This is a genomic window from Bacillus sp. CDB3 (assembly GCF_002081505.1).
Lineage (GTDB): Bacteria > Bacillota > Bacilli > Bacillales > Bacillaceae_G > Bacillus_A > Bacillus_A cereus_AT.
The window spans coordinates 12,997-33,974 of sequence record NZ_ALBR01000020.1 but is presented as its reverse complement, the minus strand read 5'-3'; the positions used below and the strand labels follow the sequence as shown (position 1 = coordinate 33,974).

Sequence of the window (20,978 nt, the reverse complement as noted above, 5' to 3'; positions counted from 1 at the left end):
GAAAAGCAGAACGTGTATTACACACATTCTGCTTACAAACAATACCCAACCCCGACAACAATTCCTAATAGTGCACCAACAACAACTTGATACGGTGTATGTCCAACGAGCTCATTTAACTTTTTATATTCTGTTTGTCTACCATGGAAGAAATCGTTCAATATTTTCGCTTGCTTACTTACCGCAAGCCTTACTCCTGAAGCATCGTACATAACAATAATGGCAAAAATAGCGGCAACCGCAAATATTGGACTCTCCACTCCTTCCACCACTCCGACACCTGTAGCAAGTGCAGTAACAGTCGAAGCATGCGAACTTGGCATTCCACCTGAAGCGAAAAACTTAGCAAAATCAAACTCGCCTGTTTTTATTAATTTAAAAACAACTTTCGTTAACTGTGCTAAAAACCAAGAAATTACAGCGGCCATAAGCGGGTCATTATGTAAAATTGTTTCCATGTTTTTCAGCTCCTCACTGACTATAATGGAATTTCTATATAATATAAGTATAAAGAAAAATGCGTAGAAAATACTACGCATTATGATACTTTTGCTGATTTATTTTTAATAAATTTCGGTTGTTTCTGTAATAGAAACTTTGTTTTTGCCATTGAAAAGACAAATAAAGCAACCCATATACAGAAAAAACGCAATCATATGAGTAGATGTGAAATGTTCACCAAAAACGAACACTCCTAAAATTAAACTAATAGTCGGCGCGATGTATTGTAAAAATCCTATCATATAGAGCGGAATAAGTTGTGCTCCTTTAGCAAAATAAAAGAGTGGTAATGCTGTAACAATACCCGCACCTATTAAAAGAAACGTTGATATTGCCGAAATAGAACCGAACGAACCGAAACCATGCACTCCTGTCATAAACAAATATATAAGTGCAAATGGCGTCACTAACATCGTTTCCATCGTAAGCCCGATTGTTGCGTCGTAATTTAATAATTTTTTCGTTAATCCATATAATCCAAATGAAAAAGCAAGTGAAAGAGAAACCCATGGAATTGATCCGAAACGTACTGTTAAAATAACAACACCTAATCCAGCTAAACCAACCGCAACATATTGCCAAAAATTAAGCTTCTCTTTTAAAACAACCGTACCAAGTAAAATACTTATAAGTGGATTAATATAATACCCAAGACTCGCTTCGATTACATGGTTATGATTTACGGCCCATATGTATACAAACCAGTTTCCACTAATAAGTACCGAAGCAATTGTTAATGACATTAATAATTTAGGTCGTTTAAAAAGGGCCACTAACTCCCCACCAAACTGACGAAATCTCTTTGTTACTCCTAAAACTAACAACATAAAAACAAATGCCCAAACGATGCGATGCGCTAATATTTCATCTGCCGGTACTTCCTCCACCCATTTCCAATAAATCGGAAGGACTCCCCACATCGTATACGCACCCGCTGCATATATAATCCCCTGCTTTTGTTGTGCTGCTTGACTCCCCATCTTCCCTGTTCTCCTCTTCTCTTTTTTTCTTCATTATAAGGTCTCACATACTTACTTTACCAATATTCAATCTGCATTTCTTTCGACATTCCTCTTACAAATCCCTTATATGTATAAAAACACTCCTACTGTTATAATAACGAGCACTGGAATACCGAAGACAAATTTACTTTTATGTGTCTTATGATGAAACATATACATACCAATCCAAGCTCCAACCGCCCCTCCAGCTGCAGCTGATAATAATAACGTACTTTCTGGCGTTCTCCACTGCTTTTTCTTTGCTTTTCGCTTATCAAGCCCCATCATACTAAATGCTATAGCGTTGATAATAATAAAATAAATCCATTTCATCTCTTTCTCTCCCTTAAAAAATTCGCTTTATGTTAACACGAAAATAAGGTGCGTACAAATAAAAATGGCTATAGGTAAAAAATAAATCTTTTTAGCCTACAACCATCATTGTAATACCTTATACTCTATTTCTAATCTTACTATGCTTTTTCGCGTATATAAAATAGATAAAAATACCTACAATAACCCAAATTACAAAACTGATTAAAGTAGTTTTAGAAAGATTTAATGCTAAATATAAACAACTTACTATCGCAAGTATAGGTAAGAATGGAACTAACGGAGCTCGGAACGGTCTTTCCAAATTAGGATGCGTCTTCCTTAATACAATTACAGCAATAGACACAAATATAAACGCTGTTATCGTTCCCACATTCACTAAATTCGCCAACAAATTCAAGTCCAATAAACCTGCTAATACAGCCGCAAGAATACCCGTAATCCATGTATTAAAAAATGGTGTTTGATAACGTTTATGAACACTCGAAAATCTTTTTGGTAACAAGCCATCTCGGCTCATCGAGTATGATACTCGAACAAATGCGAACATAGCAACTAACAGAACTGTTGTTAAACCAGCTATCGCTCCAACTGATAATAGACCAGCAATTCTATCCTCTCCTACAATACGCAGTGCATACGCAACTGGATCAGCTACATTCAGATCCGTAAATGGAACCATTCCAGTTAACACAAATGAAACACCAACATAAAGAATTGTACAAATGCATAAAGAGACCAGTAATCCGATTGGAACGTTACGTTGTGGGCGTTTCACTTCCTCTGCTGCTGTTGCAACTGCATCGAAACCTAAAAAGGCAAAAAATACAGTAGCAGCTCCTCCAATAACACCATGGTATCCAAAAGGAAGAAAAGGCTGCCAATTCTCTGGCTTTACATATTTTGCTCCTACAATAATAAATACTAAAATAACAGCCAGTTTAATAATAACCATTATATTATTTATACGTGCGCTTTCTTTCACACCACGACTTAGTAAAAATGTAACAACTAAAATAATAATAACCGCTGGCAAGTCAATAATTCCGCCATTCCCCATCCCTGGTGCAGAAGCAATGATTGCCGGAATATGAATATTAAACCCTAGTAGCAATGACTGAAAATAGGCTGACCATCCTGCCGCCACCGCAGAAGTAGCTAATAAGTACTCTAACATGACACACCAGCCAACTATAAAAGCAAAAATCTCACCTAATGTCATATATGTATACGAATACACACTTCCTGAGACCGGGACTGTAGATGCAAATTCAGCATAACAAAAGGCTACACAAGCACATACAATTGCAGCTAACATAAAAGATAATACAATTGCTGGACCAGCATGTTTCGCTGCTACAATACCTGTTAATACAAAAATGCCTGTACCAATAATTGCTCCAATTCCTAGAAGCGTTAAATCAATTGCTCCTAAAGTTTGTTTTAACACTTTTTTCTTTTCTTCATTCATTGCTTTCTTTATAAATAAACTCATTCGTAGAAACCTCTTTTTTCAAAATTATCCCTTACTCATTACAATCTTTATTACTGTTGCTATTACACATTAATAATATTCATGTTTTACTGTCACTCCCTATATAAACTCCACACATTAAACGGTTTAAAATCTGAAAAATCAATCTTCTAAAAACACGCTTGTTAACAGTCATATTTTTAGAAGATTGATTGAATTTATCACACGATTAATTATATTGTCAACAATATAATTAATTCACCAACATTGAATAATTATAAAAAAAATAGCATTACAAAATATACGATACCACTAACAAACACTGCCAATTCCCATTTTAATACACTTTTCATTATTTCAAAATTCATTTTTATACATTGAATTCAATGTAATCCCCGTATGTAAACACAATAAAACCAGTCGATTCGTTATATAAAAATAACTATTCATCTTGTTAGACCGATTAACTTCCCTACAAATTGCAAACAGTATTTTCACTTAGGACAATAAAAAAAGCGCAGATGTTCATCTGCGCTTTATTCTTCCGCTTCAATTTCTGTACTACTATTATCGATATGTTCCTTTCGAGCTTCTTCTTGCAGCTCTGCTGAAATCATTCCATAATAAATTTCTGGATACAATCCAAATATTTGATATACACTTCCTAAAAACGGCATCGGAATCCCTCTTTTCTAAAGTTGTATTGCCATTCTTAAGGATTCCCTTTTCATTCATTATACATTCGTTTTTGGCGTTTCTTCTTCATCGTGAACGTGTAATATATTTTGCCATTTTTTATAAGGAGCGCTATTTGGATCTACATACCCTTTCGCATACGAACGATCCCACAATTGTTTCATAAACATCTCTTTCTCTTTCTTTGCAACCATATCTGCACCTGTTCCGTAATAGTTTTGGAAATACAGCTCAATTTCATCAAGGAATAGCCTTAACAAATCGTCAGATGTTTCTTCTAACGTCGGGTCATATTTCGCCTCACGGTCATACATTAAAATCATATCTAAAATATTATGGACATGCTCTTTACGAAGCCATCTAATATCTTGAGCACCTAATACAAATGGATGTGTATATAAATGCCCACCTTGTATCATTGCCTTTTCTTGTTCTTCTTCAAACCGGGACAAGATGTTTTCATAAATGAACGGATTATGAAGCAATGCTCTGTGCAACTTATAACTTTCGCTTGAAATATTTTTCCCCATCGACTGGATTAAAAAGCTACGGCCGACACCATTATATTGATACACGAATTGTCCATCAACAGCAACTAAACTAATCCAGCGGTACATATAGGCGTATAGAAGAGCACGATTGCATTTATCGTAATCTAACTTTGTTTGCGTTGCATTCAAGTCTGGCATAAAGGCTGGCAAGTGCCAATATTTATCTAAATGCGGCGTCAAACTGGATTTTTTACTATTTAATTTGTTCACGCGGCGATAATACGATTGGAAGTAATCACCTTTATCATTCATAAAGCCATTTGCAATATGCCCAGATGAAAGCTTAGGAAAATCTTGTAGCGATAATCCATAATGAGCACGATAACAAATCACTTCAAATGGTGAAAACGCCTCGTTTACCGTATCTTTTTCTTTAAACATTTCTTGCAATAACTCTTCTTGCAATTCTTGTTTTAAAGATGGATGTACGCCCCAATATTGTAATTCTCTATGATGAGAAACTTTCGGAACGAACGGACTTGCTAAATGGAAGAGATCTTCAATTTTTTCACGAACGTATTCATCACGGTCACGCTTCTTGAAATCTGCTTCTTTTCGCAATGCTTCAACGATATTAAGCTCTAATTTGTCACGATAGCGCACTTGAAGTTCGTCATAACAATAACTCAATATATGTTCACGATAGAAGTCTTCAACCTTTTTCGACTGAATTTCTTCGGCTTTCGCATCACGACAATATTCCCCGTACAAGCTCATATAAATTTCTGCTGATATATCTTTCGGTAATACACCTAAATTTAAATGTTGCTGCATATCTTGCCAAATCTTTTCTTGCAATTTCTCTTCAGCTAATACATATACATTCGTCGGGTTCGTTTTCCCCTCAAATTCTTTGCTTCGCTTTTGAATTTCAAACAATAAATTTTCACGTGTTTCGTGTAAGTTATCAAAAAACCTCTCCCAATATTGAATCATTTTATCAACTGCTTGGTATAGCGATTGATACACGAGTTCTAACAACATCTCTTTACGATACTCACTTAATTTGTGCACATATTGCGTTACGATATCTTCAAATTCTTTTTTGAACAAACGTTGCTGATTATAAAGCATTTTTCCGAACCAACCTTGTTGCTGCGCAATTTCAACACGGCGAACAGCCGTTACCGTTCCATCAATATTACTCACATTAAATTTCTTATCGTAGTTTTGAATTAAATTACGCTTTTGTTCATTATTTTCATGTAGTCGATTCATCTTCTCTACTAACTGCTTTCGAATTTCATACAACATAAAACGTGATGCGACTGGATGGACAGGATCTGTTTTCTTTAAAAACCATGTATTTAATTGATAAGACTGTCCTTCTGAACCACTCGGTGTAAAGCGATCTGATTCGATCATGTCATATAAAAGGGTAGTTACATGTTCATGTACACGGCTCGGAATCGCATACGCATATAAACGCACCGCATGATCAACTCTGGCTACTTCACCTTTCATTTGTTCCATTATTTTAAGTTTCGCAGCCGATATTTTGCACTCATGCTGCAGGCGGTTTAATTCCTCATCTTTTTGCACTGTACGGTGTACATAGCTTTCAACAGCCTCTAAAAACAACTTAGACTTTGCGACACCGACCTTACCGCCCTCTGCTCCTTCACGCGTTTCATTAAACATTTGTCTATAAAAAATATGGGCCTGCTCTGGACGAGTAGCAAGATGCTCTAAATCTTCTAAATAACTTTTCCCGCGCTCTGGCTTTTCACGCTGCATACCACGTTTGACATCTTGGTCGTATCTTTGCTTCTTTTCTTGAAACAGTTGATCTAAATGCAGCCAAGATTCATCTAAACCTTGAACCGCCCATTTTAAAGCACAATATTTCAAAACGTGCTCATACGGATAAATAAGTTTTGCCGTTCCTGCTCCGCAATATCTACCTTTCCCGCTCGATTCTGCCAATTGCTGAATTTGATTATCTTCTTGTGCAAAATGATTTGCAGACATCGGACTAAATAACTGTAAATGAATTGTATTTGCCATTTGCTCCATATAATCTGATAAATTGTGCAAATGGTGCCCATGTAAATTTTCATAATCATATAAGAAACAATAATTGTACGGTAAATGATGCTGCTTTATCGTATGATTCGTTCTTCCATCTTCATCCACTTGATCAGGACGATATTCTAATTCAATCGTGACGCCGCCTCGTTTTGATAATTCACCGGTAGAGCCGAGCGTAATAGCGTGCAACTCTTTTAACGATGCATAACCATTCGCTTGCACCGTTTCAAACTCTTTCGCACTAACCGTTCTCGTCTTCACTAAAACGTCTGGCATTAAAAACGCACCGCGAATTAAAATGTTGTGATGCTGCAATTTTTTCCGGAGCATTTCACGCAAATATAATGCGATTTGTAAAAACATCCCTGAACCTGTTCCGCCAGCTAGTGACGTTACAATAATGACACGTACACCATATTCTGTCTGATCACTTGTAACCGGAAAAATCTTCTCGATTTCTTGCCAAAACGATGTCAGCTTATCTTCTTTCATCGCTGCACGTAACGCTAAACGCGAAATGACGCGCAACTGTCCGGCCCCTTCTGTTAATGGTTTATCAAGTATAGTCGGGTCCATCGGAAACCACTCCGGAATCGTTGGATCTCCCGCAATATACTCTCGCGGCGTTTTACTCGAGCTCGTTTGCGTCTTAAACTTACGAATATGATCAAATTTACTCAATGTATTCACATCTGTATCAAATACATGCATTGCTACCTTTTTTCGGCGCTCTTCTGGTAATTTTTCATATATTTGATGTGTCACAGTACTACCGATTCCACCTAAACCAATTAATATCGTTGGAACTTGTAATGTCATGTGAACCACCTTCCTATTCTTGCTTGTTTGAAAAGATAGGGGAAAGAAAACTAAAACCCCTCCTTTTCCCTATCTACTATTCACACTCGTACCTATAAATCTCTTTACCATATCCTCTATCAATTAATAAAAGTTCATTTGGATATAGTGTCTTATGTTCCATTCCAACCTCATCCTCTGTGATAAACATTCCATCAATAATCATCCCAACTACTTGTGACTCTTTCGCTACAAATATAGATTTTGATCCTTTTTTCGCTATTAATGTTACAGATTGCACCGTCTTTCTTTCTGCTCGGAATGGAATGCCAAAATAGTGCTTCCACCATTTATTTTTAAGTAATTCTGGTTCGGATTGATACAGCCAATCTTTCGCTACTTCTTGATCCCATTCATAATATAATAATGCTTTTCGGTGAAATCTCGGACGAACAATCCATCCTAAAATAATAATTCCCACTATTAAAAGTAATAAAGTGATAGGAATTACAAATTTAAAAATGAGCGCATATTTCTCAAAAAATGGCGCATTTTCTATGTGAAGTACAATCTTTTCCTTTACTTCTTGTAATTTTGAATCATTAATCGTGATGGTAGCTTCTACGGTGCCTGTATCTGTAAAATTGAATGTGTCGGAGTAATAAGGTCGAGGATAAACGTAAATTTGATTATCATGTTGTTTTACTTCATAGTTGATTGATTGATTGGATGTGACACCAGTAGATTTTAATAGTTTCTTTACAGCCTCTTCTGTCATCGGTTTACCATCTAACTGTGGCTGTAAAATAAATGGTTTACTATTTTCCAAATTTGTTACCTTTTCTTCATAACCTTTTGTAACAGCTTGAAGTGTTAATTTTGGTTTTTCAGCTGGTTCAATCTTGAATTCTTTCGTCTGCCTATAAAATCCCTTTATGTTCATATGAACTTTTCCACGTACTAACTCTTTGCCAACTTTTGTCTCATAATAAAACACATGTCTTTTATCATCCCACTTCATCGGATACTGCTTTCCGTCTATTTCTACTTCTGCTTCAAAATAAGAAATTTGAATTGGTAGCTCCGTAGGTTTTGCTTCAATAACAGCCGTTACTCCTTCGTACATTTTCTCAACATTTTTTCTATCTTTATCATCTTTGTCATACGTAGAAACAGTATAATTGAGCGCTGGTTCAACAAGTACTTGTAATCCTTCTTTCTCAATATCTCGATCTACTTCTATCGTATATGTCCCTGGCTTAATCACTTCCTGATTCGCTGTACTTACATGTACTATATTTCCGAATAATTTAGCTTCTCCTGGTGCATGTATGGAAAAAGAAGACTGCATTTGTAACGGTTTGGAAAGTTGCATAACTTTATAATTAGACAAAGAAGGTGATTGTCGTACAAGCGTCATACGCTTTAATGGAAACGGTGTTGTAATCTCTACTTTTTCCCCTACTATTTTCGTTTTGACAATCGATTCAACAGAAGAAAATGGATCACGATTTGCAACTAATGCTGCCACTTGATTTACACTTTTTACAATGCCGTCCTCACCGCTAGACGGCATGACAACTCCATTCATTTCTTTTTTCCAAATCTCTTTAAACGTATTTAACTGCTCTTTTTCTTGCTGCCCTAAATCCTCTTCCATCGTGATTAAGACTGGGTGTAAAGAAATCTTTTTAGAATCCATTTCTTTCTTAAACTGTGCTAGCTTCTGCGTAATTTGTTCTTTTCCGCCAACCTTATCTTTCTCCAAATCATTAAATGCCCCGTCAGTTAATACAATAAGCCAAAATTCACGTTTCCCATCTATATCTGCTTCCTTTTTTATAGATTGCATCGCCGTTTCTACTGCGCTAAATGGAGTATTTAAATATGTTTTCCACGCGCCGATCCCATCAATTTCTGTTTGCCTTCGATCCTTTGTTAACGAAATGTTTAACGGATCATTTGGTTTACTCATTGGAACGTAAGAAAATTTATCTTTCTCATCTAATAGCGCAACTAAACTTTGCAAAGCGTAATTGGCATACTTCCAGCGATCGTTATTTCTCATGCTGCCCGAATCATCATATACAAGTGAAACGACCCTTTCCTTTGCCTCCTCTCCTTTTGCAAAAGCTGAAAAAGGTAAACATATAAATAGAAACAACATGAACGTGGCACAAATTCGAATTTTCATGATGAGGCTTCGCCACCTTTGTAGACAAATTCCTATGTTTAAATTTATGAGAGGAAACAAGATATATGACTTGTATTTTAGGACAACAGTTCACAACAATAACCTTATGTAAACAAAATTAAACTATTCCATTTTTTATTTCGAGTCTTTTCCTTATTATATATCCGAAATAACACATACCTTTCATACTTTTCCCCCTATAAATTCCACCATTAAAGTTTGATTTTCTTTTCAATACAAAAAATAAAGAGCACGCTATAATTAGCGCACTCTTTACTTCTTCACATATACTTCAACAATTGGATTATCTTTATTATCTGCATGTAAACGTATATTCTCTTCACCCGTATTATAAATGCTAGCTACCAGCATAACTGTTAACAAATTAGGTATTTTCGCATCACTCCCATATTTTCGTTCAAGAGCTTCTGTATACTCGAAATCCAAATCTCCTTGCACATATGTATACACTTCAAAACCATCTTTTAAATTACATACGACCGTATCAATAATATCCGCCCCTACTTGTTTCTTTATTTCCCCCCGCAATGCTTCAATAAATTCTTCCCAAGGAACTTCGTATGTCTGAAATTGGTCTGTAGATTTCATTTCTCTTCCTCCTCGTTATGTATCCTGTTCGTATATTTCCCCTTTCGTATAACAATTATGATAGATAGGTCATTCGTACAAGCCGCACTTGTCCTGCTTACATATCGTATTACGGTAATACGGAAGGAGGAAAGAACATGCATAGAAAAAGATGTTATGATACATGCCAACGTTATTTCGGTAAAGTTGTTCGAATTGAAGATCGTGATGGTCATATCCATTTAGGAAAAATAATAGACGTGACAAATGATTCTGTTTGGATTGAGCCAGTACAGCAGCGTTCATCTTTTGATACAGGATTTGGATACCATGGCGCATATTCAAACGGCGGATGTGATATTTGCGGCGGTATTAGCAGATGTGATAACTGTGGATTTGGATGTGGTGGTGGATTCGATGGTGGATTCAGTGGTGGATTCGGTGGCTGCGGATGTGGCCGTCGTGGTTGCGGCGGTTGTGGCTTTGGTGGCGGCTGGGGCCTTGAACTCGGATTTGGCTTTATTTTTGGAATTACTTTGGCTGCATTATTTTTCATCTAACATAGTAAAGAGTTGACTATCTTTAGCCAACTCTTTTTCTCTATTTTTCACATATAAAAATGCGATGTCCTAAAATATGTTGATACATAAGCAGTACTTGTTCGTGTTGCACCCACGCTTCATACAATTCTTCTGGAATAAACGGTGATACATTCCACTCTGGCTCTTCCATATGTCCTGCAACTGTTTCTGCAATAGTTCCGCCACCCGCAATTGTAATTCTTTTAAAATTTGCTGCTTTAAATAAATGAATCCACTCATTCTCAGTTAATAATTCTTTCATACCGTATAACTGTCCAATCTTTTCTTCCTCTTTCTTCTCAATATGTTTTTCGGTAATCATTTCAATGACAACAAGCTTTCCATCCTTCTGTAATACACGATAACATTCCGAAATAACCTTTTCTTTATTTGTAAAAGCGAGTATAGATTCTCCAAGTACAAGCTCAAAAGAATCATTTAAACACGGTAACCCTTCTACATCGCCTTGAATCAATTGTATATTTAAACCATCAAACAACCATCTATCTTTCGCTTTTTGAATCATAATTTCATTCTTTTCAACTGCGGTCACTTTATAACCCAATTCTTTTGTCATGTAAGCGGCTGTTTTCCCTGTGCCGCAACCTATCTCAAGGACATTCGCTCCATGTCTAAGTGGCAATTGAGATAGCAATTGCTTCGTTAACGTAAAACCACCAGGATGAGCACTCCCTATTCCGTAATAAGCTAAAAAATCAATGTACGAGTTTCGTTTCATGGGATTCTCCCTTTTTTATTTTATATATTCCATGCAGGCAGAAAAGTGCATAGAAAAAAGGGCGCATCGCTCGCGCCCTCTCTCTTACTTATCTTCAGAAATATATGCCCATTTGTAGCTGTAATCTCCACCAACTGGATGGTGAATAATACCTTTTACTTTCGGTCTTTGAACAAGAGCATCACCACGTTGATATAACGGTGCAATTACAGCATCATCAAGTAACATTTTCTCAGCTTTCAGTAAGCTATCCCAACGCTCTTTCGTTTTCGTTAATAGCTCCCCTTTACCTTTTTCTACAATTTCATCATATTTCGGATTTGAATATCCAGTTTGGTTATGAGGTCCATTTGTAACGAACATATCAATGAATGTCATTGGATCTAAGTAGTCAGGTCCCCAACCAGCGTAAGATAAATCATAATCTAGATCTGATTCTAATTTTAATTTTTGTTTAAACGGTTGGTTTTTCAAATTCACTGTTAAGCCCGGTAAGTTCTTCTCAAGCTCTCCTTTTAAGAACTCACCTACTTTTTTCGCGTTATCGCTATCGTAGTTTAATAGCTCAATCGTTACTTGCTCTTTTCCAAGTTCTTTTTCGCTTTTTCCCAATGCTCTTTTGCTTTTTTCACATCTGTTTTTAAAATATCTCCGTTATCTTTACGGAAGTCTTTTCCATCTGGACTCTTCGCAAATTCTTTTGGTACTAAGTAATCTGCAGGTGTAGATCCGTCATTTAAAATTACATTCGTTAAGCCTTTTTTATCATATGCCATTGCAATCGCTAAACGTAAATCTTTACTCTTTAACACTGTATCTTGATTACCACGTTTTTGGTTTAATCGTAAGAAGAACGTTGACGGTGTTTTTTGTGTAAAGAAGTCTGGATTTGATTTATATTTGTCAACCATTTCAGATGTAAGTGCTGCACGATCGATTTGTCCACTTTCATATAAGTTTACACGTGTACCACTATCTTTTACTACGTTAAAGTTGATTTCTTCTAACTTAACTGTTTTATTATCCCAGTATTGTGCATTTTTCTTTAACTTCCAACCTTCTTCATGTTTCCAGTCTGTTAATGTAAACGGTCCGTTGTATAACGTTGTATCTGATTCTAAACCGTATTTTTCTCCTTTTTCTTTTACGAATTTTTCATTTAACGGATAGAATGTTCCGAATGAAGTTAATTCTACAAAGTAAGGAACTGGATTTTCTAATTCTACCTCTAATGTGTAGTCATCTACAGCTTTTACACCTAACGTATCAAGTGGTGCTTTCCCATCATTAATTGCTTTTGCGTTCTTTAAATCAAACATAATGTATGCATATTCCGCTGCTGTATTTTTATCCACCGCACGTTTCCAAGCAAACACGAAATCCTTCGCTGTTACAGGGTCTCCATTTGACCATTTTGCATTTTTATTTAATGTGAATGTATATTTTTTACCATCATCACTCTTTTTATATGATTCAGCAACCCCTGGTGCTGCTTTATTATCTTTATCAAGTCGATATAAACCTTCCATTACGTTGTTTAAAGCAAGAAACGATACTTGGTCTGTCGCTTTAGAAGAATCCATAGATGGAATCTCTTGGCTATCTGTTAAATTCAGTACTTGCTTTGCAGCTAATTTCCCGCCTTCTTTTTCGCCACTTTTCGGCGTTGTGCTTGCCTTATCTTTATCCCCTGATCCAGAGCAAGCTGTTAATGCCATACTCATTACTAGAACTGGTGCTACAACCGCTGTTAATTTTGTCATCTTTTTTCTCTTCATTTTTTTGTACCCTCCCCAATTATATGTACGATATTAACAGTTAGAGATTCTCTATTAACTTTCGTTATCAGAAAATTCTTATTAATTAATATTCTACTGTTTTTTCGAGTTTTGTAAAGTAGTTTTGTAAATTTTCTAAATATTTATTTTTTTGTGATAGTAACTTGTTATTTTACTATTACTACTATATGAATTATCCCCCATCTACTATATGTAAACATCCCCATCCTTATTCTTCTCTATTGCTAATTTCTATATTTTCCTTATTCATATGAAATCTTTTACTATCATTTATCTTTCCAACCGTTGCATTTTATTCTAATATCCTACAGTAAACTTTCAAATGTGTCCGCAACGTTTCTCAAAAATTCAGTAAGCCTTATTCTCCTTATACTAAAAAAAGCATTTCAAAAGCATATTAAACACTTTTGAAATGCTTTCCTATTATTTCTTTCCGCCATCCTCAGTTACATACGCCCACTTAAAGCTATATTCTGGACTGATGTTGTGTTTCACAATTCCTTTGACATTCGGTTTCATTACATATGATCTTCCTGTTTGATATAAAGGAACTAATCCAGCATCTTCTTCAAGGAATAATTTTTCCGCTTTTCCTAACGCTTCCCAACGTTTCTTCGGATCAGACAGTAATTCATTACCTGCTTTTTGTACCATTTCATCGTATTTTGGGTTTGAATAACTCATTTGGTTATATGGGCTCTTCGATTCAAACATATCAATAAACGTCATTGGATCCGCATAGTCTGGACTCCAACCTGCATAAGAAATTTCATAGTCTTGCGCTGATTCTAATTTTAATTTTTGTTTGAATGGTTGAATTTTCGTGTTAATTGTTACACCTTTTAAATTCTTCTCAATTTGATCTTTTACATAATCAGCAATCTTTTTCGCAGTTCCATCATCATAGCTTAGTAATTCGATTGTAACTTGATCTTTTCCAAGTTCTTTTTTCGCTTCTTCCCAAGCAGCTGCGCCTTTTTTCAGATCGTATTTCAGACCATTTTTAAATGTATCTTGATAATCTTTTCCATCCGGTCCTGCCGCAAGCCCTTTTGGAACCAATTGATCTGTTGCTTTTGATCCATTATTTAAAATAACGTTTGCTAAGCCTTTTTTATCAACTGATAATGCAATTGCTTCACGAAGCTTTTTGCTCTTTAACGGTGTATCTTGTCCATTACGCTTTTGATTTAAACGTAAGAAGAATGTACTTGATTCTGCATACTCACCATACTCATCTTTATTCGATTTATATTTATCTACAAATTCTCCTGATAGTAATGTAAAGTCAATCGATCCTGTATCATATAAATTTACTTTTGTAGCCACTTCTTTTACAACGCTGTAATTAATTTCTTCTAATTTCACAGTCTTATTATCCCAATATTTATCATTTTTCTTCAATTGCCAGCCTTGTTCATGTTTCCATGAAGACATTACGAACGGCCCGTTATATAACGTTGTATCCGCTTCTAAACCAAACTTCTCTCCTTTTTCTTTTACGAATTTTTCATTTAAAGGATAATATGACGGGAATGCTAATAAATTTAAGAAGTACGGTACCGGTTTTTCTAATTCTACTTCTAGCGTGTAATCATCTACCGCCTTTGCTCCTAATTCTGTTGTAGGTTTTTCTCCTTTATTAATCGCTTCTGCATTTTTTATATAGTAAGCAATAAATGCATATTCTGCAGCTGTATTTTTATCAAGTAAGCGCTGCCATCCGAACACGAAATCTTTTGCTGTTACAGGATCTCCATTTGACCATTTCGCATCTTTACGCAGTTTAAACGTATATTTTTTGCCATCTTCGCTTTTCGTACTAGATTCTGCAGCAGCCGGAATAGGCTTATTATCTTTATCAAGACGATATAACCCTTCCATCGTGTTCCCTAAAATTTGTGCCCCTAAAGTATCAGTAGATTTAGAAGTGTCCATCGTCGGAATTTCTTGGTTTTCCGTACGATTTAATACTTGCTTCGCTGCATATTTAATATCAGATTTTTTTTCTTCCCCACTATTAGATGTAGTAGTCGTTTTCTTTTCCCCACCTGACCCAGAGCATGCTGTTAATGCAACACTCATTGCTAAAACCGGTACTACAACCGCTGTTAACTTTTTCATCTTTTTTCTCTTCATTTTTATACCCTCCCTAATTATATGTACATTACCAACCCTTGAGAGACCCCTTGTTAATGATTTACTTTTCAGAAAATTATAACTAATGTTATTCTACTCTTTTTTCTGCATTTGTAAATAGTTTTATTTTAAATATTCTGATTTTCATCTTCGTAATTTAGTATGATTTATCCCCCATCTACTATATGTACATACTATACGCCTTATTCTTCTCTATTTAACTGAACTAAAAAAAGCATTTCAAAGTAGCTAGGCTACTTTGAAATGCTTTTTTAACTCTATTATTTTTCAGTCACGTATGCCCACTTAAAGCTAAATTCTGGACTGATATTATGTTTTACTACACCTTTTACATTTGGTTGTAAAACATAAGAATCTCCACGTTGATATAAAGGTACAATCGCTACATCTTCTTCAAGTAATGTTTTTTCAGCTTTTCCTAACTCTTCCCAACGTTTCTTTGCATCGTTCATTAATTCCGTTCCAGCTTTTTTCACCATGCCGTCATATTTAGGGTCAGAGAAGCTCATTTGGTTATGAGAATGTCCAGTCTCAAACATATCTAAGAACGTCATTGGATCTGCATAATCTGGATTCCAACCACCGTATGAAATATCATATTGTTGCTCAGATTCTAATTTTAGTTTTTGCTTAAATGGTTGAAGTTTAATGTTAACTGTTACACCTTTTAAGTTTTTCTCGATTTGATCTTTTACATATTCTCCAACTTTTTTCGCATTACCAGTGTCATAGTTTAAGAATTCAATTGTAACTTGATCTTTGCCAAGCTCTTTTTCGCTTCTTCCCAAGCTGCTGCAGCTTTTTTAGCATCTGGTTTCAAGCCGTTTTTAAATGTGTCTTGGAAGTCTTTACCGTCTGGTCCAGTTGCTAATCCTTTTGGTACTAAGAAGTCAGCTTCTTTTGATCCATCATTTAAAATTACGTTTGCTAAATTCTTTTTATCAATTGATAGTGCAATTGCTTCACGCAATTTTTTGCTCTTTAATGGTGTGTCTTGTCCAGCACGTTTTTGGTTCATACGAATGAAGTACGTACTTACTTGTGAATATGTGCCAAATTCATCTTTCTTACTTCTATATTTGTCAACGAACTCTCCGTTTAATAAAGCGAAATCAACTTGTCCGCTATCATATAAATTGATAAGAGTTGCTGGCTCTTTAACAACACTGAAGTTAACTTCTTCAAGTTTTACAGTCTTTTTATCCCAATATTGATCATTTTTCTTTAATTGCCATCCTTGTTCATGCTTCCAATCTTTAAGAACGAACGGTCCATTATAAACTGTTGTATCAGACTCTAAACCGAACTTCTCCCCTTTTTCTTTTACGTATTTTTCATTTAATGGGTAGTACGATGGGAATGCTACTAAGTTTAAGAAGTACGGTACTGCTTGCTCTAACTCAACTTCAAGTGTAAGGTCATCTATCGCCTTCACTCCTAGTTCAGTTACAGGTTTTTCTCCTTTATTAACTACTTCTGCATTTTTAATTGGGAAAGCGATAAATGCATACTCAGCAGCTGTTTTTGGATCTAATAGACGTTGCCAAGCATATACGAAATCTTTCGCCGTTACTGGATCACCGTTTGACCATTTTGCATCTTTACGTAGTTTAAATGTATATTTTTTACCATCTTCACTTTTCGTACTAGATTCTGCCGCAGCTGGAATAGGCTTATTATCTTTATCAAGACGATATAATCCTTCCATTGTGTTCCCTAGTATTTGTGAAGATACTGTATCAGTTGATTTTGAAGAATCCATCGTTGGAATTTCTTGTGTTACTGTTCGATTTAAAACTTGTTTTGCCGCTAGTTTTTCCCCTGACTTGCTATCTCCACTTGAGTTTGTGCTTGTCTTTTTATCTCCGCCTGATGTAGAACATGCTGTTAGTGCCATGCTCATTGCTAAAACCGGTACTACAACTGCCGTTAGTTTTTTCATTTTTTTCTTTTTCATTTTTTGTACCCTCCCTAATTCTAAACGATATCTAATAAAGAATTTTCTGATAATTCTGTTTTTCTTTATATATTTATCAGACGATTCTTACTACTTCTTATTCTACTAATTTTTTAAAATTTGTAAAGTATTATTATTAAAAATTTTTAAAAAATTATTTTCTTACAGTAATATTCATAAAAATTCCATATAATGTTCAAATTCTATTTCTCATTCATATAAATGTACCATTTTAATAGTCTTTATTATATTTACACATTAAATCTCTGTGAATTATTGTTAATAAATAATGTATATTTTTAGAAACTCTTTTCCTACAAAAATAAAAAAAGTCAGCAAAGCTGACTTTTTCATCCGGCCATTTTCTCTTTTTTCATTTCATCTAATACTCTCGTATACTTCTCATCATTGAATTCATTTTCGCTTTTTGCAACAACTACAGTCGCTACACCGTTACCAATTAAATTTACAATCGCTCTTGCTTCTGACATGAAACGATCGACACCCAGTAAAAGTGCTAACCCTTCTAACGGGATAACATTCATCGCAGATAAAGTAGATGCTAGTACAATAAATCCTCCACCTGTTACTGCTGCTGCTCCTTTCGATGTAACTAATAAAATAGCTATTATAGTTAATTGTTGACCTAGTGAAAGATCAATGTGAAAAACTTGCGCTAAGAATATGGTTGCCATTGATAAATATATTGTCGTTCCATCTAAATTAAAAGAGTAGCCCGTCGGAATAACTAAGCCTACTACTGGCTTTGAACACCCGAAGTCTTCCATCTTTGTCATCATTCGCGGTAGTACAGATTCCGATGATGATGTCCCTAAAACAATGAGTAATTCCTCTTTAATATGCACTAAATATTTCCACAAACTAAATTTATACAGTTTACAAATAAAATTTAAAACGATAAAAACAAATAATGCCATTGTCGCATATACGCAAATCATTAATTTACCAAGCGGTATTAATGTGCTTAAACCGTATTTCCCAATTGTAAACGCCATTCCACCAAACGCCCCAATTGGTGCCAATTTCATAACAATTGATAATATGTTAAAGAACACTTTCGACAACCTATCAAAAAAGTCGATAAGAGGTTGTCCATTTTTCCCAAGCATCGTTAAACCTGCGCCAAATAAAATGGAGAAGAATAATACTTGTAATATATCACCTTTTGCAAATGCCTCAAACATATTAGAAGGCACGATATGTAAAAAGAAGTCCATCCATTGCATTTCTTGCCCGCTTTGTACATATTGTGAAACATCTCCGCCCTTTAACTTTGAAGGATCTAATCCATCTCCAGGACGTACGACATTCGCTACGATAATACCAATGACAAGAGCAAAAGTTGTAACAATCTCAAAATATAATAACGCTTTCCCACAAACGCGTCCTACCTTTTTCATACTTCCCATACTTGCAATACCAAGCACAATTGTTAAAAAGATAATTGGTGCAATGACCATTTTTATCATATTAATGAACGTCTCACCAATTGGCTTCATTTGTTGTCCAACACTAGGCCAAATCGCTCCTACTGCAATACCACAAATAATTGCCACAATAACTTGGAATGTTAAATTCTTTACAATTTTCATTTTCAATACTCCCCTGTTTCTTTCATTTCTCCCATACTATTTCTATCGATGACAATCATTTATTTTATGTGATAGCCCCCTTGTTATTTAACTTGAACCCCTGTTATTATGTTACACTGTTATGTGAAATTTTTAAATAGTATATAACAATTAAATATAAAAGTTATACTGTTAATCAAAAAAGCCCACTAATTAAGTGGACTTTCTACTTTACAACGGCAAATCTCTCTTCCTAAACACTACAATTGCTAATATAAAAATACATAGTGCCCCAACAGTTAAGCCTACGCTTACCGGCCATATATTATATGTTCCTTCAGCAATTTCTTTCGGACGAAATAATGTAAACAAGGATATATTTCTCATCCATTCTAACTTATCACTTAATTTCCCTACCATATCTAATACGAAAAATAAGATAGTTAAACTTGCTGAATAACTTAGTGCCTTTCTTTCATCATTACATATACAAGAAAAGAAAAATGAATACGCACTAACTACTAAAAATATTAGTCCTCCGACTACATTTATCTTAAAAAATAATTCTTTATTTAAATTATTATCTTTTAAAAACCATTCTGCACCCAATATACCAGCTACATAAGTAACAAATACAATTATTAGTAGCCCCAATATGAGAACTGTAGCTTGCGTAATTGCAATTTTCACCCTGGATACAGGTGTTGCTAATAAATATGCCATCGCTCCTTTATCTACATGACGAGCAATTAAATGTGTTGCAACCGTGACACAAAAAATTGTTAAAATGATAATAAACAATAAGCTATAATATTCACCTGCTAAAAAATCCATTACATTTTGAATTGGACTCTCCATTCCAACGATTTTTTTTACACTATCAGGCATAGCGCTTATTAATTCATTTAATCCTTTTGCTGATACCATTGATGGGAATATCCAAATTAATAACCATAAATAAAGAGCTGCACCAGTTGCATAACTCAAAATACTTTTTTGCGTTTCTTTCAAACTAGCTAAAAATAGTTGCTTATTCATGCTTTATCCCTTCTTTCTTATCGTAATAATGCATAAATAAATGTTCTAAATCCGTCGCTCTCGTTTGTAGTGCGGTTACATTATAGTTTGAAAGTATTTGTAAAACAGTTTGATAATTTCCTTGCACAATAATTGACGCCTCTCTACCTTTCACTCCTTCAAATTGCAAATCACATTGTTTAAGAGACTCAATTTCTTCTTGAGATGATACTGTTACATCTATTACTTGTCTTCGCATTCCTTGTAAATCATGAATATCTTCTACCGTTACAAGACGACCATCTTTAATAATAGCTACTCGATCACATGTACGCTCAATTTCAGTGAAAATATGCGACGACATAAGAATCGTTTTTCCTCTTTGTTTTTCCTCTAATATTAAATCTATAAACACTTGTTGCATAAGTGGATCGAGTCCTGATGTTGGTTCATCTAAAATTAGTACTTCTGGATCATGCATAAATGCAGCAACAATCCCTACTTTTTGTTTCATTCCTTTAGACATTTTTCGAATTGGTGTTTTCACATCGAATTGCAGACGCTCTATCAGGTCATCACGTCTCTTCGTTTCCTTTAGCCCACGCATTCCTTGCATCAAATTTAAAAACTCTAATCCATTCATTCCTTCAATAAAAGAAATTTCTCCTGGTAAATAGCCAACTTCTCTTTGAATTTTCGCAGCATCTTCCCAACAATCTAATCCGAAAATTGTCGCTTTACCAGCCATCGGTTTTATAAATCCCATTAAATTACGAATCGTTGTTGATTTTCCAGCACCATTTGGTCCTAAGTAGCCAAAAACTTCCCCTTCTTTCACTTCAAATGTAATATCAAACAAGCCTTTCCCATTTGAAAACTGTTTTGTGACATTTTGAACTGAAATCATAAGCCCACCTCATTTTTTGAAATATTTAATGTATGATATTTCAAAATTATTGTACTCCT

At 35.0% G+C, this 20,978-nt stretch carries 13 protein-coding genes and 3 pseudogenes; 1 reads left to right on the top strand and 15 read right to left on the bottom strand.

Annotation, left to right across the window (positions count from 1 at the left end; all coding sequences use genetic code 11):
- Nucleotides 1-32: 32 nt before the first annotated feature.
- The 8 genes and pseudogenes from CDB3_RS06595 to CDB3_RS06560 all read right to left on the bottom strand — a co-directional run bounded on the left by CDB3_RS06595 (nucleotide 33) and on the right by CDB3_RS06560 (nucleotide 10,188).
- A complete protein-coding gene (locus CDB3_RS06595) occupies nucleotides 33-458 on the bottom strand; it encodes a divergent PAP2 family protein (RefSeq protein ID WP_070144340.1) in 426 nt (141 codons plus the stop codon).
- 80 nt (nucleotides 459-538) lie between these two features.
- Nucleotides 539-1,481: pseudogene (gene rarD / locus CDB3_RS06590) on the bottom strand (EamA family transporter RarD).
- A gap of 105 nt (nucleotides 1,482-1,586) precedes the next feature.
- A complete protein-coding gene (locus CDB3_RS06585) occupies nucleotides 1,587-1,835 on the bottom strand; it encodes a DUF1294 domain-containing protein (RefSeq protein WP_128853831.1) in 249 nt (82 codons plus the stop codon).
- Between the two features lie 118 nt (nucleotides 1,836-1,953).
- Nucleotides 1,954-3,330: a branched-chain amino acid transporter BcaP gene (gene bcaP, locus CDB3_RS06580; RefSeq protein WP_128853830.1), complete on the bottom strand. Its 1,377-nt coding sequence runs from the start codon at nucleotides 3,328-3,330 to the stop codon at nucleotides 1,954-1,956.
- 515 nt (nucleotides 3,331-3,845) lie between these two features.
- Nucleotides 3,846-3,986, bottom strand: coding sequence for a hypothetical protein (locus CDB3_RS06575; RefSeq protein ID WP_002066460.1), 141 nt, complete (start codon nucleotides 3,984-3,986; stop codon nucleotides 3,846-3,848).
- Between the two features lie 57 nt (nucleotides 3,987-4,043).
- Complete coding sequence (locus CDB3_RS06570; protein WP_128853829.1) at nucleotides 4,044-7,406, bottom strand: tubulin-like doman-containing protein; 3,363 nt, start codon at nucleotides 7,404-7,406, stop codon at nucleotides 4,044-4,046.
- Nucleotides 7,407-7,482: 76 nt separating this feature from the next.
- Entirely contained in the window at nucleotides 7,483-9,579 is a 2,097-nt protein-coding gene (locus tag CDB3_RS06565) for a vWA domain-containing protein (protein WP_128853828.1), read from the bottom strand.
- A 273-nt stretch (nucleotides 9,580-9,852) separates the two neighbouring features.
- Nucleotides 9,853-10,188, bottom strand: a complete 336-nt coding sequence (locus tag CDB3_RS06560) for a hypothetical protein (RefSeq protein ID WP_078181161.1) — start codon at nucleotides 10,186-10,188, stop codon at nucleotides 9,853-9,855.
- Nucleotides 10,189-10,325: 137 nt separating this feature from the next.
- On the opposite strand from CDB3_RS06560, the gene CDB3_RS06555 reads away from it, so the two are divergent.
- Nucleotides 10,326-10,727, top strand: a complete 402-nt coding sequence (locus tag CDB3_RS06555) for a hypothetical protein (protein ID WP_128853827.1) — start codon at nucleotides 10,326-10,328, stop codon at nucleotides 10,725-10,727.
- Between the two features lie 40 nt (nucleotides 10,728-10,767).
- Here the strand turns inward: CDB3_RS06555 and CDB3_RS06550 are convergent, their stop codons facing one another.
- The 7 genes and pseudogenes from CDB3_RS06550 to CDB3_RS06520 all read right to left on the bottom strand — a co-directional run bounded on the left by CDB3_RS06550 (nucleotide 10,768) and on the right by CDB3_RS06520 (nucleotide 20,919).
- Nucleotides 10,768-11,487 carry a class I SAM-dependent methyltransferase gene (locus CDB3_RS06550; protein ID WP_000828217.1) on the bottom strand — a complete coding sequence of 240 codons (720 nt, stop codon included), beginning with the start codon at nucleotides 11,485-11,487 and terminating at the stop codon, nucleotides 10,768-10,770.
- Nucleotides 11,488-11,571: 84 nt separating this feature from the next.
- Nucleotides 11,572-13,016, bottom strand: a pseudogene (locus tag CDB3_RS06545) (peptide ABC transporter substrate-binding protein).
- Between the two features lie 693 nt (nucleotides 13,017-13,709).
- A complete protein-coding gene (locus CDB3_RS06540) occupies nucleotides 13,710-15,425 on the bottom strand; it encodes a peptide ABC transporter substrate-binding protein (RefSeq protein WP_128853826.1) in 1,716 nt (571 codons plus the stop codon).
- 281 nt (nucleotides 15,426-15,706) lie between these two features.
- Nucleotides 15,707-17,154, bottom strand: a pseudogene (locus CDB3_RS06535) (peptide ABC transporter substrate-binding protein).
- Nucleotides 17,155-17,753: 599 nt separating this feature from the next.
- Entirely contained in the window at nucleotides 17,754-19,016 is a 1,263-nt protein-coding gene (locus CDB3_RS06530) for a dicarboxylate/amino acid:cation symporter (RefSeq protein ID WP_128853825.1), read from the bottom strand.
- 210 nt (nucleotides 19,017-19,226) lie between these two features.
- Nucleotides 19,227-20,033 (bottom strand): ABC transporter permease subunit, encoded by an 807-nt coding sequence (locus CDB3_RS06525; RefSeq protein ID WP_128853824.1) that lies wholly within the window; start codon nucleotides 20,031-20,033, stop codon nucleotides 19,227-19,229.
- Nucleotides 20,026-20,919, bottom strand: coding sequence for an ABC transporter ATP-binding protein (locus CDB3_RS06520; RefSeq protein ID WP_128853823.1), 894 nt, complete (start codon nucleotides 20,917-20,919; stop codon nucleotides 20,026-20,028). Before CDB3_RS06520 ends, CDB3_RS06525 begins: the two co-directional genes overlap by 8 nt.
- Nucleotides 20,920-20,978: the final 59 nt, after the last annotated feature.

What these genes read in the sequence shown, in the direction of transcription:
- CDB3_RS06595 (WP_070144340.1), bottom strand. Translation starts at nt 458, where the DNA reads ATGGAAACAATTTTACATAATGACCCGCTTATGGCCGCTGTAATTTCT.
- CDB3_RS06585 (WP_128853831.1), bottom strand. Translation starts at nt 1,835, where the DNA reads ATGAAATGGATTTATTTTATTATTATCAACGCTATAGCATTTAGTATG.
- bcaP (WP_128853830.1), bottom strand. Translation starts at nt 3,330, where the DNA reads ATGAGTTTATTTATAAAGAAAGCAATGAATGAAGAAAAGAAAAAAGTG.
- CDB3_RS06575 (WP_002066460.1), bottom strand. Translation starts at nt 3,986, where the DNA reads ATGCCGTTTTTAGGAAGTGTATATCAAATATTTGGATTGTATCCAGAA.
- CDB3_RS06570 (WP_128853829.1), bottom strand. Translation starts at nt 7,406, where the DNA reads ATGACATTACAAGTTCCAACGATATTAATTGGTTTAGGTGGAATCGGT.
- CDB3_RS06565 (WP_128853828.1), bottom strand. Translation starts at nt 9,579, where the DNA reads ATGAAAATTCGAATTTGTGCCACGTTCATGTTGTTTCTATTTATATGT.
- CDB3_RS06560 (WP_078181161.1), bottom strand. Translation starts at nt 10,188, where the DNA reads ATGAAATCTACAGACCAATTTCAGACATACGAAGTTCCTTGGGAAGAA.
- CDB3_RS06555 (WP_128853827.1), top strand. Translation starts at nt 10,326, where the DNA reads ATGCATAGAAAAAGATGTTATGATACATGCCAACGTTATTTCGGTAAA.
- CDB3_RS06550 (WP_000828217.1), bottom strand. Translation starts at nt 11,487, where the DNA reads ATGAAACGAAACTCGTACATTGATTTTTTAGCTTATTACGGAATAGGG.
- CDB3_RS06540 (WP_128853826.1), bottom strand. Translation starts at nt 15,425, where the DNA reads ATGAAGAGAAAAAAGATGAAAAAGTTAACAGCGGTTGTAGTACCGGTT.
- CDB3_RS06530 (WP_128853825.1), bottom strand. Translation starts at nt 19,016, where the DNA reads ATGAAAATTGTAAAGAATTTAACATTCCAAGTTATTGTGGCAATTATT.
- CDB3_RS06525 (WP_128853824.1), bottom strand. Translation starts at nt 20,033, where the DNA reads ATGAATAAGCAACTATTTTTAGCTAGTTTGAAAGAAACGCAAAAAAGT.
- CDB3_RS06520 (WP_128853823.1), bottom strand. Translation starts at nt 20,919, where the DNA reads ATGATTTCAGTTCAAAATGTCACAAAACAGTTTTCAAATGGGAAAGGC.